The organism is Methylobacterium sp. 77 (assembly GCF_000372825.1).
Lineage (GTDB): Bacteria > Pseudomonadota > Alphaproteobacteria > Rhizobiales > Beijerinckiaceae > Methylobacterium.
Window position 1 is genome coordinate 3,116,283 of the sequence record NZ_KB910516.1, and the last position, 15,428, is coordinate 3,131,710.

At 67.2% G+C, this 15,428-nt stretch carries 9 protein-coding genes; 8 read left to right on the forward strand and 1 reads right to left on the reverse strand.

Annotated elements, in window-relative coordinates:
• Positions 1–2 precede the first annotated feature (2 nt).
• The 8 genes from A3OK_RS0114770 to A3OK_RS0114805 all read left to right on the forward strand — a co-directional run bounded on the left by A3OK_RS0114770 (position 3) and on the right by A3OK_RS0114805 (position 13,384).
• Entirely contained in the window at positions 3–632 is a 630-nt protein-coding gene (locus A3OK_RS0114770; RefSeq protein ID WP_245259362.1) for a sel1 repeat family protein, read from the forward strand.
• 39 nt (positions 633–671) lie between these two features.
• Complete coding sequence (locus tag A3OK_RS0114775) at positions 672–2,531, forward strand: trypsin-like peptidase domain-containing protein (RefSeq protein WP_019905662.1); 1,860 nt, start codon at positions 672–674, stop codon at positions 2,529–2,531.
• 13 nt (positions 2,532–2,544) lie between these two features.
• Complete coding sequence (locus A3OK_RS0114780; RefSeq protein ID WP_036302878.1) at positions 2,545–3,906, forward strand: hypothetical protein; 1,362 nt, start codon at positions 2,545–2,547, stop codon at positions 3,904–3,906.
• The gene (locus A3OK_RS0114785) at positions 3,903–7,067 is read left to right on the forward strand and encodes a virulence factor SrfB (protein ID WP_245259363.1); all 3,165 of its coding nucleotides are present in this window, start codon (positions 3,903–3,905) and stop codon (positions 7,065–7,067) included. Before A3OK_RS0114780 ends, A3OK_RS0114785 begins: the two co-directional genes overlap by 4 nt.
• A gap of 37 nt (positions 7,068–7,104) precedes the next feature.
• Positions 7,105–9,717 (forward strand): virulence factor SrfC family protein, encoded by a 2,613-nt coding sequence (locus A3OK_RS0114790; protein WP_019905665.1) that lies wholly within the window; start codon positions 7,105–7,107, stop codon positions 9,715–9,717.
• Between the two features lie 114 nt (positions 9,718–9,831).
• Positions 9,832–10,896 carry a hypothetical protein gene (locus A3OK_RS0114795; protein WP_019905666.1) on the forward strand — a complete coding sequence of 355 codons (1,065 nt, stop codon included), beginning with the start codon at positions 9,832–9,834 and terminating at the stop codon, positions 10,894–10,896.
• A 32-nt stretch (positions 10,897–10,928) separates the two neighbouring features.
• Positions 10,929–12,755: a hypothetical protein gene (locus A3OK_RS0114800; RefSeq protein WP_019905667.1), complete on the forward strand. Its 1,827-nt coding sequence runs from the start codon at positions 10,929–10,931 to the stop codon at positions 12,753–12,755.
• 44 nt (positions 12,756–12,799) lie between these two features.
• Positions 12,800–13,384 (forward strand): hypothetical protein, encoded by a 585-nt coding sequence (locus A3OK_RS0114805; protein WP_019905668.1) that lies wholly within the window; start codon positions 12,800–12,802, stop codon positions 13,382–13,384.
• 85 nt (positions 13,385–13,469) lie between these two features.
• On the opposite strand, the gene A3OK_RS0114810 is transcribed toward A3OK_RS0114805, so the two are convergent.
• A complete protein-coding gene (locus A3OK_RS0114810; RefSeq protein ID WP_019905669.1) occupies positions 13,470–14,684 on the reverse strand; it encodes a serine protease in 1,215 nt (404 codons plus the stop codon).
• Between the last annotated feature and the right edge of the window lie 744 nt (positions 14,685–15,428).

Here is a 15,428-nt window from a genome sequence, read left to right on the forward strand (position 1 = left end):
GAATGCGACCGATCGATTTCCGGTGTCTGGCGCTTTTTTGCTTTTTTGGCGGGCTTTGCCCGGTGGTGGCCGAGGCAGGAAAGATGCGGTCAGCCCCACAGGAGACCGCAATCGATCGATGCGACAGCGCCGCTGCGGCACCATGGGACCCGGATTCCTCCAACGTGCCGTCGCGGGTGGAATTCCGCGATTTGCAGGCTCAGCAAGCAATCGAAGCGTGCCGGCGCGCCGTCGATCTGTCCCCCGACATGCGTCGCCTGAGCTTCCAGCTCGGGCGCGCCTATGATCGGCAGGGTGCAAATCCGGATGCCTATCGCGCATATCGCGTCGCGGCCGAGCTGGGGAGCGCTGCCGCCAAGGTGAATATCGGCATTCTCTACCGTCAGGGACGGCGCTTCGAGAAAAACGAGGTGAAGGCCCGCACTTGGTTTCGCGATGCCGCGGAGATGGGTCTCGCCGAGGGCATGTATTGCTACGCGACGGCCCTCGATAACGGTGTCGGCGGGCCCGCAGACGGTGTCGCCGCGCGGACTTGGTACGTCAAGGCGGCCGAGCGAGGGACGTCGAAGGCACGCGACGCCCTCGTCCGCCTCGACATCGATGGTCTCGGTACGGGCACCCGCTGTGATTGATTCGCGCGCTTACCTCGAACGATGCCTCGGAGAGCGCGCATGACGGAGGGCTCGCGTTTCGTCGGAAGCCGCACGCTCGCAGGTCTCGACCTCGTCCGGATCGACGACCGGATCGTCATCGAAAACCATGAACGGCTGGTCCGGCTCCTCCGTCAGCGTTGCGGCGAGTCCACTGCCGCGCTCTTCGCCGCGCCGGTCCTGTCCCACTCCAATGGGTCGGCCGCGGCGCGCGTCGACTGGTACACCTCCCTCGATGGCCCTTCGCGCAACCTGGAGGACCTGGATTCCACCAGCGCGGTCGAGCTGAGGGGACGCATCCGCGCTCTGCTCTCGGGCATCGAGCCACTGCTGCGTGACCCCGAGGATGGCCCGTTCGTCGCAGCCTGCCTCAACCTAGCCTCGCCGCGCGCAGTCCTGGCCATCGGCACGGAGCCGCTGCTGATCGATTGGGGGCTCCTTCCGGCCGGTCTGCTGGGCGACGAGCAGGGCCGTATCCGCCATCACGCGGCCGCCCTCGGCCATCTGGTGCCGGACGATCTGCCGATGCCGCCGATCGGTCGCGCGGATTGGTCGGCCCGGTTCCGGCCGGTGCAACCGAACTCCCAGACCAACGAGCCGGTAGGGCCGGCTCCGGAACCGCGCGGATATCGTCCTGGTGTGCGTCCGTGGACGGCACCTGTCGTCGCCACCGCTCTGGTCGGCATTCTCCTCGGCCTCTCCTTCGTTCCAGGCGTGCTGGCCTTTCCCGAGCCGCCGCGGGCGATCTCGGGTGAGGCGCGTACCCTGCTTGCCGCCTGGCTCGACAATCTTCAGCGTAGACGCGACGTCTTGGCGTCCGCCTCAGCTTTCGCCTGTCCGCGCCTGCGTTCGGAGCTGCCCGCGCTCGTGCCCCAGAGCCCGGTCGGGGTTCGCCTGCCCATCGAAACCCCGACCCGTCCGCAGGCGCGCGCCGCGATCGGGCCCGTTCCGGCGATCCAGGGTTCACCAGGACCGGCGGTGGCGACCGACCCGGCGAGCCTCGTCGGTCGGCTGGAACGCGGCACCGTCCTCGTCCTGGCAGGCGACGCGACCGGCTCGGGCTTTTTTATCAGCGACGAACTCGTCATCACCAATCGCCACGTCGTGGAGGGCGCGGCGTCTCTACGGATCGCGGGACGCCATGTCGGCATCGTTCAGGCCACCCTCGTGCGGACCGGGGGCGAAGGACACCTCGATGATTTCGCACTTCTGCGCGTCGCACGACAGGCGGACATCCAGCCCCTTGCTCTCACCGCTCCCGGGCGGCCGCTGACGCCCGTCGTCGCCGCCGGCTTTCCCGGCCTCCATCTCGGCACCGACCCGACGTTCAAGCGCCTCGGCGAAGGCGATGCGTCCGCAAGCCGCGAACTGGAGCCGGTGCTCCAGACCGGCGTCGTCAATCACCTCCAACGCTATGACGACGCGGCCGTGACGCTGGTGCTCCACAGCGCCGAGATCGCCCCGGGCAACAGTGGTGGTCCCCTCGTCGATTACTGCGGACGGGTGGTCGGCGTGAACAGCTTCGGCCGCAGCGATGGCCGCCTACCCGTTACCGCGCGCTATGCACTCGGCACCGATGGGCTCGCGGCATTCCTCGCGGCCGGCGGTGACAACTCCACCCTCGACACCCAGCCCTGCGATCTACAGGCTGCGCCGCGCGAAAATCCGCCCGTCGCAACCATCGAACCCGGCCCCGCGGCACAGCGCGACGCAGTTCCGAACGCCGCGGCGGCCACGGCCGGACCCGTTCCGGAAGTGGCGCCGATCCCGGCACCGCAGGATGGTGCCACCATCCAACCCACACCACCGCGCCCCGCCACTCCCGCTCCATCGCGACCCGCCCCCCGGCAGGGTCGCGATGCACGCCCGCCAGTCCGCTGAGATCGGCCGCCGGATGTCGATCAACACCAAACTGACCGAGACGCCGCGCAAGGGATTCGACGCGGTCAATCTGAAGCTCAGCCAGCAATACGAGCAGCTCGTCGATCTCCTGGCCCAACGTCTCGGCCCGGACCACGCCCGGCTCTTTGCCGAGCCGGTGCCGGTTGCCATGACGAAGACCGGGCTTCCGGGGATCGCTTGGTTCGCCGACGGCGACGGCGAAGTCCGACCTGTCACGCGGCTCAACCCCGACGAAGCTCAGGCCCTTCGGCGTGCAGCCGCACGGCTCACTTCGGACGTGGCGAACTTCGCGGACACGCTGGAAGGCGAAGGTGAGGCCTCCCGAGATCTCGCACGCCTCATACGCGACGCTCTCGTGACTCCCGACGAGGATCACCTCTGGTCCCTGGACGGTCAGCCGGTTCTCGTTGCCTGGGGGTATCGCCATGCCCGATTGGACGGCATGGTGGCCGAGCGGGGCGTTGCGATCACCGCGAGCGCCGCTTCTCCCATCGCTTCAGCGGCGAGACCGCAGCGGGTCGCTCCGCCCGTGGCAGCCGCCTCATGCCCGCCGCCGCCGTCTGTCGGAGCTACGACGAGCAGCGTCTGGAGGGGACTTGCGCCTGCGTTCTGGCTGCTGTTCGTCATCCTGTCACTCCTCCTCGGAGGCCGCCTGCTCCAGGCTTGCGGCGTGGGGGGGGACGGCTGGCCGCCCTGGCTGAGGAGTGTCCTGCCGGATCACTGCCCGGTCGCCTCCATCGTCGTCGACCCGCTCGAAGCGTCCCAGCGCGCGGCGATCCAGACGACGGAAGCCGAGCTGCATGCCGCCGAACTCGCGCTGACCCGCCGCGCCCTGGCCTGCGACGCGAGTTGTCCGCTCCCCCAACGCGCCGCGGTCGAGGTGCCTCGGACCGAGACACCGCGCGCCATCTCCGCCGATGTCGAGCGGCGGCTGGAGCGGATCGAACGCGGGCGCTATCTCGAACTGACCCTGGCCTGGGAGGGATCACCCGATCTCGATCTGCAGGTGGTCTGCCCCGATCAGACCCGACTCCAGTTCAATAACCGCGCGGCCTGCGGCGGCCGCCTGGTCGCCGACCAGAACGAAGGCGGGGGCACCAGCGCCAGTCGCCCAATCGAACACATCATCTGGGACGTCGCGCCGTCTCCCCCGGGCACCTTCGGCATCGAGGTAAACCTGTACGAGCGGCACGGTGATCCCCGCGCCGGTATCCCGTTTCAGATCGTCCTGTCGAGGAACGGCCAAGTGGTGCGAGAGGAGCAGGGAACGGTCTCGGCGCTCCGCGTACCGAAGAGCGTCTTCACCTTCCCGATCCCCCTCGCACCATCGTCCGGAGCCGCTGCTGCGCCGTGAGCGCCCGTTCCGGCAGCAACGTCCTCCCTCAAGAGATTGTATCCGTCGCGATGTTCGTCGATCCCGTCACCTTCGGTCCCACGATCCGGCTCGTGCCGCATAGCGGCGTGCAGTTCGTCGAATACACCTTCAACATCGATACGGTCGGACGCCTGTCACGCCGCTTCATCGAGCGCGAGGTCGAGGCCCCCCCCCAGCAGCCGGGCCGGCGGACCTACCGGCTGCTGCCGACATGGGACGAGACCGACCCGGGCGGGGACGAGATCGAAACCGCACGCGGCACCGATCGCGAATACGCCATCGGCGAGCGGAACGCGCTTGAGGTCTTCCTCGAGAAGTGGACGCCGGTGCCGATGCTCCGCGTGAAGTCCGGAATCGAGGGGGGCGACGAACTCGACGTCGGCCCGACCAACTGGGCGCGGGTCCGCATCGTCGAAGTGGCGGACCGCGCGCCCGACAGCCCGATCAGTCATCGGGTGATCTTCGCGTTCGACACGGAGCTCCTGGAGCGCCGTCCCAACCGGCCCTATACGGCGCCGAGCCTGGACGATGCGGCCAACGAGCACGAGTTCCGGTTCGCCTTCCGCTTCCGCGACATCGGCTGGTTCCTCGGAGCGGCTTCCGACAGCGAGGAAGCCCGGCAGCGCGCCGGCTTCCAGGAATGGGTGCCCTCCTGGCTGTCCGAGCAGTTCCGCGAGTTCAAGGCGGCTCAAAGGCCTGACCGCCCGCTGCGTGACAGCGACTTTCCCAACACCCTCGAGCATTATGCCCGCTATCTCGTCATGCTCGAATACCTGCAGCGGGCGATCCAGCCGCGCGTCATGCGTCTCACCGATACGGTGACGGCGATTCCGGCGATCAAGCCGGTGACCGTCGATCTCATCCTCGACATCGGCAACAGCCGCACCTGCGGCATCCTGATCGAATCTCACCCCAACGAGGACCGGGTCGACCTCAACAACTCCTTCGTTTTGCAGTTGCGCGACCTGTCCGAGCCCGAACAGGCCTATGTCGAGCCGTTCGAGAGCCATGTGGAGCTCTCTCATGCCCGGTTCGGACGCGATCACCTCTCGCGGCTCTCGGCACGCCCGCGGGCCTTCTTCTGGCCGAGCCCGGTCCGGGTCGGCCCGGAGGCCAGCCGTTTCCGGGAATTGGCGCAGGGAACCGAGGCGGTGGGCGGCCTATCCAGTCCGAAGCGCTACCTCTGCGACGTCAGGCCGGTGAACCAGGAATGGCGCTTCCCCGACCGCGACTACGGTGCGGACGGAACCAGCCCGCTGATCGACCGGACCATCCGACAGTTCGTCAACAGCCGCGGCGACGTCATCGCTCAGCTCGATGCCGACCGGAAGCGGTACGGAATCCGGGTCCAGGCGGACGACCGGATCGGCGCCTCGCGGCTGACCTTCTCGCGCTCGTCCTTCTTCACCTTCATGGTGGCCGAAGTCGTCTGCCACGCCCTGTCGATGATCAACAATGCCGGCGTGCGCGAGCGCCGGCGGACGAAGGACGCGCCGCGCAAGCTGCGTCGGATCATCCTCACCCTGCCCCCGGCCATGCCGGTGCAGGAGCAGCGCCTGCTACGCTCGCGGGCCGAGGGGGCCGTCAAGCTGATCTGGCAGCTCATGGGATGGGCCGACAACCCGCCTCCGGGCCTGACGCAGCCGGAGGTCCACGTGGCCTGGGACGAGGCGAGCTGCGTCCAGTTCGTCTACCTCTATGGCGAGATCACTCAGAAATTGGGAGGAGCCGTCGACGGCTTCCTCAGGCTAATCGGCCGGCCTCGACCATTCGCCGAGCCGGATACGCGGCCTCTCCCCGGTACGCCGGCCGAACCGTCGGTGCGCATCGCCAGCATCGATGTGGGTGGCGGCACCACCGATCTGATGGTGACGACCTACTATGCCGAGGGCAACCGGGCGATCAAACCGGTGCAGAACTTCCGCGAGGGGTTCCGGATCGCGGGGGACGACATCCTCAAGAGCGTCATTGAGCGCCTCGTGCTACCGACCATCGAGGAGGCGTTGCGCAAGGCGGGGCACCCCGATCCGCACGCCCTCCTTCTCGAGCGTTTCGGCGGCGACCGCGCCAACATGGCCGAGCAGGAGAAGCATCTGCGGCGGCAATTCGTGTCGCGCGTACTGGAGCCGATCGGCCTGCGCCTGCTGGCCGATGTCGAGGCCGAGGGAAACCTCACCACTCGCCCCTTCGCGAAGTTTTTCCCCGAGCGCGGCGGCCGAGTCGTACGCAGGGCGTTGCCGCAGCAGCGGCTCCTCGATTTTCTGGAAGGTCCGGCAAGGCGGGATGGAGCGAGCGGCTTCGCCCTGGTGGATTGCGTCTTCGAGGGCCGCGCTGACATCGTCGGCGCCTGCGTCGTCTCGGTTCTCGACCTCGTTCTCGACAACCTGTGCGAAGCGATCCACGCCCTTGACGTGGACGTGGTGCTCTTGTCGGGGCGCCCCTCCCGGCTCTCGGCCTTCGTTGACCTGCTCGTCAACAAGCTGGCCGTTTCGCCCGACCGGGTAGTGCCGCTCCACCAGTATCAGGCCGGCAACTGGTATCCGTTCCGGGACCGGGACAATCGCCGCATCGGCGACCCCAAGACCACGACGGCGGTGGGCGGCATGCTGTGCGCGCTGGCGGAGAGCCAGCTCACCAACTTCACCCTGTTCACCAATCGCCTCGGCCTGCGTTCCACCGCCCGCTACATCGGCGAGATGGAGCTGAGCGGCCAGTTGAGAGATGCGGGCCTGTGCTTTCGCGACGTCGATCTCGACGCGCCGCCCTCCGCCCGAGCCAGCGGCCCGGCGATGAGCGCCAAGCTTCGCTACTATGCGCCGATGCGCCTCGGATATCGGCAATTGCCCGTCGAGCGCTGGATCGCGACGCCGCTCTATCGCCTTCGCGTACGAACCGGGCAGGAGGCGACGCAGTTACGCCTTCCCCTCGACATCACCCTGGAGCGCAGCGGCGATGGGCGAGCCGACGACGACAGCCCGGATGCCCTGATCCGTTCAGAATCCATGAAGGAAGAATTCCAAATCACCGACGCCTATGACGCCGATGGCCTCGATGTGAAACGAAAAGTCGAGCTCGTCCTCGACACTTTGGTGTCCGAGCAGGGCTACTGGCTCGATACGGGCATCCTCTCCGTCGATTGATCGTCACGTCCACTCGGATCGAACACACAAATCCATCATGTCCAACGATCTTCTTGCCGAAACCTGCCGAGATACCAGCCGGCTCGCCCAGGATGCCGAGCGCTGGCTCGGTGACGAGGCCAATGCCTCCATCGTCGGCCGTGAGCGCGAGGATCTCGTGCGCTACACGCGCAAGGTCGCCTATCGCGCGGAACGGCTTCGGCGAGCCGCGCAGAGGCCAATGTGTGTCGGCGTGTTCGGCCCGAGTCAGGCGGGGAAATCCTACCTCGTGGAAGTGCTGGCCCGTCCCGAGAACGGGTCTCTGCGGGCGCGCTTCGATGGAAGCGACCCGGTGGATTTTCTGGCTGAGATCAACCCCATCGGCGAGAAGGAAGCGACGGGACTCGTCACCCGGTTCAGTGCGCAGGGCAGCGGGACACCGACCCCACCCGGTGCACCGGTCAGGCTCCGAGTGTTGACGGAGAGCGACCTCATCAAGGTCCTGTGCAACAGCTTCCTGCACGATGGCGACGCCACGAAGGAGCAGCCTCCACGCCCCGAGGATATCGCGGCGCTCCTCGCCGACCTGCGGACCAAGGTCGGCCCCGGCACTGGCCGCTTCATGGGAGCCGAGATCGACGACCTGCAGGATTACCTGCTCGACCAGGCCCGCGGCACCCGTGCCCTCGATGCCCTGGCACGGTACTGGGACGAGGCGCGGGTTCTGGCCTCGGGACTCGACCTCGAGGGGCGTGCACGCCTCTTCGCCCCCCTTTGGGGAGGACACGCCGCCTTCACGGGGCTGTACCGTGATTTCGCCGAAGCTCTCGAACGTCTCGGTCATCCCGACGAGATCTTCGCGCCGCTCACCGCCCTGGTGCCGCGCGAGGGCAGCATCCTCGACGTGGCCACGCTCACGGGCCTCGGCTCGCCCGGCGGCGGCGACATGCTTCTGGTTCATGGAGCATCGGGTGCTCCGGTCGCCCTGCCCCGTGCCACCGTCGCGGCCATCACGGCGGAGCTGCGGATCGACATCGCCGACGCGCCGCGCGCTTTCCTGCAGGAGGCGGACCTGCTCGACTTTCCCGGCGCGCGCAGCCGCCAGAAGGTCGACCTGACCCATTTCCTCGCCGACCATCCGGATTCCCTCAAGGAGACCTTCCTGCGCGGCAAGGTCGCCTACCTGTTCGACCGCTACGTCGCCGAGCAGGAACTGACGACGATGCTGCTCTGCATCAGGCCGTCGAACCAAGAGGTCGTGACGCTGCCGGATCTGGTGGAGCGCTGGATTACCCAGACCCACGGCAACAGTCCGGAGGCAAGGGTCGCCCTACCCAACCTGCTGTTCCTGGTGATGACTTGGTTCGACAGTCATTTCATTGACAAAGCGGGCGATGCCGGCCAGGATGCCGGCTTGCGCTTCCGCAACCGGATCGAGGCCTCGCTGCTGGGCTTCTTTGGAAAGGCGCATACCTGGCCGCGGCAATGGACGCCGGGCACGCCGTTCCGCAACGCGTTCTGGTTCCGCAATCCGAACTATCCGGCGGAATCCGTGATCCGCTACGAGGGCCGGCGGGAGGTCGGCTTCCTGCCCGAGAAGCAGGACCGCATCGCCGAGCTTCGTCGCGGCTTCGTGGCCCTTCCCGAGGCGGCCGCGCATTTCCAGGACCCCGCACGCGCCTTCGACGAGGCATTGCGGCTCAATGACGGAGGCGTGAGTTACCTTGTCGAGAACCTTGCCCGCGTCTGCCGGCCCGAGCTGAAGGCCACGCAGCTCGCTTCGCGGCTGGAGGGATTGCGGGCAGAGCTGCGCGAGCGCATCGGGCGCTTCCATGTGGCCCTCGACATCGAGACCCGTCTCGCCGAGCGGCGCGAGGCTGCCGGGCATGTCTTCGATGCCCTTGACGAGACCGTCGCGACGGGGGGCTTCGGCTCGCTGCTGCGCGAGCTCCTGATCGACGTGGGCACCCTCACCGAAGCCCTCCACGGGGCAAGCGCGGCGCCGGGAGACACGGCCGCCACGCCCGGCTCCGGCCGCATCTCTCGTCCCGGCGCGATCCCGCGACCGGGCGCGCCGAGCCCGGCGGCACGTATGCCAGTGCCGCCGGGCTCGGATCGCGAGCGCGGGCTGGCACGGGCGGCGGTGGCTGCGTGGATCGGCTCCATGCGTCGGCGGATCGAGGCCGAGGGGTTCGCGCTGCGCTTCCGGGTTCCCGTCGACGTCATGGAGATCATCGTCGGCGAGATGATCACCCTGGCGCGCCGGGCGGATATCGAGAGCGCCATAGCGGCCGACCTGCGCGCCCTGGCCACCGTGGAGCGGGCCGAGCAATCCACCGCGAAGCTCGCCCTCATCGCGGCCACGCGCCTGAACCGGCTGAGCGGTGACCTCGGTTTCGGCCTCGTCCCCTCCATTGGCGAGCGGCCGTCCATTCAGGAGGAGGCCGGCGACAGGGTCGCTTTCGCCCCGAGGCCCATCTCCTTCGACGCCAGGTCGATCGGGAGTAGTCCCACGGCGTTCGGCCACACCTACGCGACCGACTGGTTCCATGGCTTCTACCGGGTGGTGGAGGACAACGCGAAAAGCGCGGCCGGCGTCACCATCGACCTGGAGCAGAACGGCAGGCTGGGCGCGATCCTGGCGGGCCTCCAGCCGCGCCATGCGGCCTAGGACGCTTTCCGACGAAGCCGACGCCGCCCTTCGGCAACGCTTACAGCAGGCGTCACCACGCCGGCATCGCCTCATCCTCATAGATTGCCTCAGACGGCTCGCCTGGACCACGCCATGACCATTCGCATCACCGAGGACGACGACGAGATCGGTGGCCACGCCTTCATCGATTTGGGTCGGCGCGCGACGGCGCCGCTCCTGTCGTTCCGCCGCCAGGATGCCGAGCCGAGACACCTCGGCGGCGACGGCTGGCAGCCGGAAATCGCGTGGCTCGCACCGCTGTCGATGTCGGAGCGCGATGGGCGAACAGTGGCGCGGTTCGGCCCCACGGTCGTCGACCGGATCGAGGAACTGGTCCCCATCGAGATCGTGGGCCAGGACGGGATCTCCTTCGGCGTGGTCTCCTGGCCGTTCATCACACCGGCGCCCGTCGGATACGGCATCCTCGCCGCCGATCCGAAACCCGCGCCCAGCCTGACGCAGGCCTCGCTTCCGGAAGAGCCCCTTTCCCCGCCGTCACCGCCGGCCGAAGTGGCGGACCCCGAGCCGGAGCGGCCATCGCCACCCGTCAGCCCTGTACGAGACGAACCGGCTCCGCTCCCTGTCGTAGTTCCTGCGCGGCGCCCGATATGGCGGGCACTGGCGCTCGTCTTCCTGATCGTGCTGGCGGGGGCCGGAATCGGCGCCTATCTGTTCCGGGACAACCTTCGTGTTGTCCTGTTCCCCTCGACACCGCCATCGCCTGTCCAGGCGGAAGCCCCACCGCTTCCCGCCGCCCTGACACCCCCCGCACCCGAAGCACCGCGCCTGACGGCCGCCGAATTGCGGCAGCGCCACCTGCAACTCCTCGACCAGGGCGCTGCGGGAAGCGCGTTCCTGACGTTGGGCGGCGTGGCCATCGAGGCCCGCCAGGGCGGGGCGGCCTTCAGGGCGTTCGAGGAGGCCGACCCCGTCGCCAGCGCCGACGCGGCGTGGCAGATCGCGCGGTTCTATGACCCCCGGAACACAGACGCGACCTACCGGGAGGCGGCCCGCCCCAACGTCTCCCGCGCAGCCTACTACTACGCCCTTTGGCGCAACCGCTCGCCCCGCCACACGGACGAATTGCGAAGCCTTTGCGACGCCAACACGGATCTCGTCGCCCGCGACGAGCGTCTGCGCGCGATCTGCCGTCCATAAGCCCCGCCATGAAGAGCCCGAAGAGACCCGCCATGGCCCTGCAGCCGATTCACAGATTTCGCCGACCCGGAATCGCGGCCCTCGCGGCCGTACTCATCATCGGCGCCCCGCTCGCCTGGGCGGCCGCCCCGGGTGTCTTCGTCAAGACGGCGACCGGCAGGAGCAGTGCCGTCACCTCCCCGCGTATCGCGCTTCTGATCGTGCCCCAGGCGTCCACGACGGGAAGCCGCGCCGCGACCGCGCATGCCGACGAGGAAGCCTATCGCAAGCGCCTGCTCGAAATCGGGTTCGACGTCTGGACCTTCGGTCCGGCGGACCGCCCGGAACTCGAACGGAGCTTGCGCGAGGCGGCGGGGCGGATCCCCGAAGGCGCCCAGGTCGCGGTGATCGCCCTCGGGCAGAGCATCGGCGGAGAGGACGACGTCTTCCTCGTCCCCGGCAACCCAGCCGATCTGGCCCAGCGCCCGAACCTCGTGGACAGCGACGGGGTGCGCCTGGGTGACCTGATGCGACGCCTGTCGCGCCGGCAGCTCCGAGACCTCGTGGCGGTCATCGACGAGTGCCAGCCCACCGCCGGCGGAAGCTGCGATTTCGACGGCGCGACCGGTGGCTCGGGCGCCAGCGTCATGGGAGCGCAGAGGGCGGCCCGGCGGGCGCCCGGCGCGGCCCCGCTGGCGGGACGTGCGTCCCTGCGCGACGTGCTCCTTGGGGCCATGGCCCAGGAAGGCCAGAACTTCCTCCAATCCTACGAGTTCCTGCAGCGCGGCCTCGCCGACAGCGACCTCGAGCCTAGGGCGAGCGGATCGCTCACCACGACCTTCGCCTTCCTGCCGCAGGGCTTCTTCGCGGGGATGACGACCGGCTGCAACAAGATCGATCCCGATGCCGACGCGGCCGCGCTGCGCACCGTCGCCCTCGATCCACCGATCCGCGAATGCGAGGCGATGACCGCCGCCTATCCTTATGCCCGCCACTTCGCGGACCGACTCCAGGCCGGGCGCGAGCAGCGGGCCTACCAGAAAGCCGTCGCTTCCTGCGAAGATCGCTTGAGCGCGCCGAGCTATCTCAGCGCCTACCCGGCCGGACGGTTCCGCGGCATCGTCGAGGGCCATATTCTCGAATGCGACCGAGTGCGGGATCGACAGCAGACGGAGGAGGACCGTCGCAGGCGCGATGCGGACGATCAGCGGCGTCGCTGGGAAGAACAGGCCGAGCGAGAGCGGCAACTCTTGATCCAGAGGCGCTCGGACGCGGAGCGCCAGCGTGAACTGGATGCAAAACGTCGAGCGGAAGCCCAGCAGCTTGAGGAAGATCGGCGGCGTGCCGAGGAAGACCGACTCCGTCAGTTGCAGAACCAACGCTCGACCGCCCGTAGCGCGTCCGGTTGGAACCTGAACTATTCGAGCGCCCTGCTCGAAATCAAACCCATGGCCGACGACCATTTCGATGCGCAGAAGCAATCCTACAGCACGGTCTGGCAATCACGCCAGCATGGGGAGCAAGTGGCGATCTACGTTCAGGTCAGCCCTAACGAGCGCTGCGGCGATGCCAGACAATACATGAGCGAGCAGATCACGCCGCGCCGGACGCAAGTCTCGCGCTCGCAAGAGATCACGAGCGCACCCGGTCGCAGCGGCTACGTCCTCGAGGGGCGCGGCACGGCCCGCGGACAGGGCGCCTTCGACGACCGCAGCTTCTACGACTTCGTCTCGATCCGTCGCGACGACCGAAGCACGATCACGCATATCGGCGGCCGCTTCCCAGCCGAGTACAGCGATATCTACCGCCCGGAACTGCTCAAGATGATGAACTCCATGCAATTGCCCGGCAGCGACATGTTCACGAACCGGTGCCGTTGAGGTTCCGGGGCAGACGACGTCCGATCAAGTCCGGAGAGAAAAACATGTCCCGTCCTTACGCTGCCTCGGCCGGGCTCGGCCTACTTCTGCTGGCGGTATTGGCCGGGACAGGAACCGACGCCTGGGCCGATGCAGCGCAGGACTGCAGGTCCGGCAGCCCGGAATCCCGCGTGACGGGCTGTACGGCCTTGCTTGGGGAGGCCCGCACCGCGAGACAACGCGCCATCGCCCTCGACGGCCGCTGCTTGGCCCAGAACGATCGCCTCGCTTTCCTCGCCGCACTCACCGATTGCACGAGCGCGATCCGGGCGGATGATGCTTATCCCTACAGCTTCCAGAATCGCGGCATCGCGCAGGCCGGGCTGAACAACCATGCGGCGGCCATCGCCGACTTCACACGGGCCCATACCCTACGGCCGAACTTCATCTGGCCCTTGATGAACCGTGCAAAATCCCACGCACAACTCGGCGATCAGGCGGCGGCCTTGCGCGACTACGACGAGGTTCTCCGGCTTAAACCGGACAATGAGGAGGCGAAGCTCGCCCGGGCCGCTCTCTTCGCACCGGCGACCGCCGTCGCGGCGCCGACGGGCGCAAACTCTCTCTGCGGCAGCGTCGGCTGTAATTGAGACAACGACGCTGTCCCTCCAGGATCAGGGTCTCGGATAGACGGCTCCGAGCAGGCGAAAACCCTCAGGCAGCGGCGACCGCTGCCTACCGACAGGTCACGTGGACCGTGTACATCTTGGCCTGCTCGGCCACCGTTGCCGGATCCAGGGGGGTCGGGTTCTTGGTGCCAGTCGCAGTGACGATCCCATTGGAATCGAGGAAGTTCAGGGCGATCGTCGACTTGATGGCGAAGTTGACGTTCTGCGGAATGTCGTTGTTGTTGGCCTTCGCAACCGTCATCGCGTTCAGCTTGGAGGCGATGACTCCCACTACGGCGCCGTACTGATCGATCAAAGGACCGCCGCTGTTGCCGGGCTGTACGGGGGTCGAGATCTGCAGCATGCGGGTGTCGTCGCCGAGGCCGGCCGAAGCCGTGATATTGCCAACCGTGAAGTTTCCCGATGCAGCGAGCAGGTCGGGCAGCGGAAAACCGTAGGCGTAGACACTCTCGCCGACTCTAGGCTTGAGAGAGAGGGCCGGGACCACGGGACGGTCGAAGCCGGTGCTGAGTACGGCGAGATCGTTCTGAACGTCCGTGGCGACGAGACGCGCTCTCAGCGACGGCAGCCCGAACTTGGAGACGTCGATCTCGGCACACCCACTGATGACATGGTTGTTGGTGAGTACATGCCCGCTGTCGGACACAAAGAATCCCGTCCCCGAGGAGTAACCGTCCCGTCTCGGCGTGACGTCTCCGTCGGGAATCGTCTTGCCCTTGGGCGATGGCGGCTCGGCTTTCGCTTCGACGATCGTCTTCTGGCAATCGATCATTGCGCTGATCGCGTCCGAGGACCCGGACAGGGAAAGCTGAGCGATGGATTTGCGCTCGAACACGACCTCGATGCCCCCGGCACGGGCGATGTCGAGTACGAAATTCTTCTTCAAACCGGATGCCATGAGCCCGCGATCGTTGCCGCGCTCGATTCCCGCAAACTGGCCCTTCCAACGTCCGCGCCCCGTCAGCATGACGAGCTGATAGATTCGATCGGTCTCGATGGATCTCCATTTGGGATTCGTGAAGGCGAGAAAGGCTTCGTCCTTGTCGCCGTCGAATCCCATCCAGACTGTCGTCTCGTCTTGATAAGCTGCAGCCGCAAGGCAGCCATTGGTCGATCGGCTCACGCCGATCGACCAACCCGAGACCTTGCCGATCGATTTGTCCACGTTGAGCACTGGGCCAGCGGTCGCACCGCGAGGCTCATGAAGCACGGACATCACGGCCAATGCGCCGACGAGGAACGAGCGCAAACCGAAGCGCATGGTTAGAGCGACCTTCCAGGGAGATGCTATCGACCGTTGACGGGGATCGACCTGGCAGAACCAGAGCCCGCAAAGGGATCTGACACGGTGCTGATGGCGGCGCCGCTCGTGGAAGGTGCAGCCCTGCGCCGCACCGGTGCTGCAGTCACATGGCGACGGGACGGACGATCACGGTAGACGATAACCCGCTGCGGACGCGGAGCGTGATACACCTGCCGCGGCGCGGCAGCCATGGCACCGAGGGCGAAACCGATCGCGCCGCCAGCGAGTCCATCCAACGGACCTGCCGATGCGGTCGGCGCCAACGAAGTGCTTCCAATGAGGGCCGCAGCAACAGCACTGAGCACGAATTTTGAACAGTTCACTGAAAATATCCTGACCAAAGTGAGGCCCAAGGCTTCTGCAACCTGTTCTTGCCAGTGGCCCCCACCTTCATGAGGGAGGTAAATACCTACCGACTCGCCACGTTCACAACCTTGTGCTGCCAGCACAACCTACCTGAACGCTCAAGCTTGTGAAGAGCTTCTCGGACGGAAACTCATAGGAACTCACGCTTTTCGCATGCCATCCTTACCGACGTGTCGCCCGTCCCCCCACGGCGTATCGCAGTTCCGTGCACGTTCGGGATCTGCCGGCAGGGATTGTCTTCCTGGGCATCATTCGCACGTCTGCGAGGAATGGCCGGACGCCATCCACGACGCAGGGTCAGGCTGGAAGTAGGCCGATAGCGACGATGCAGGAGGT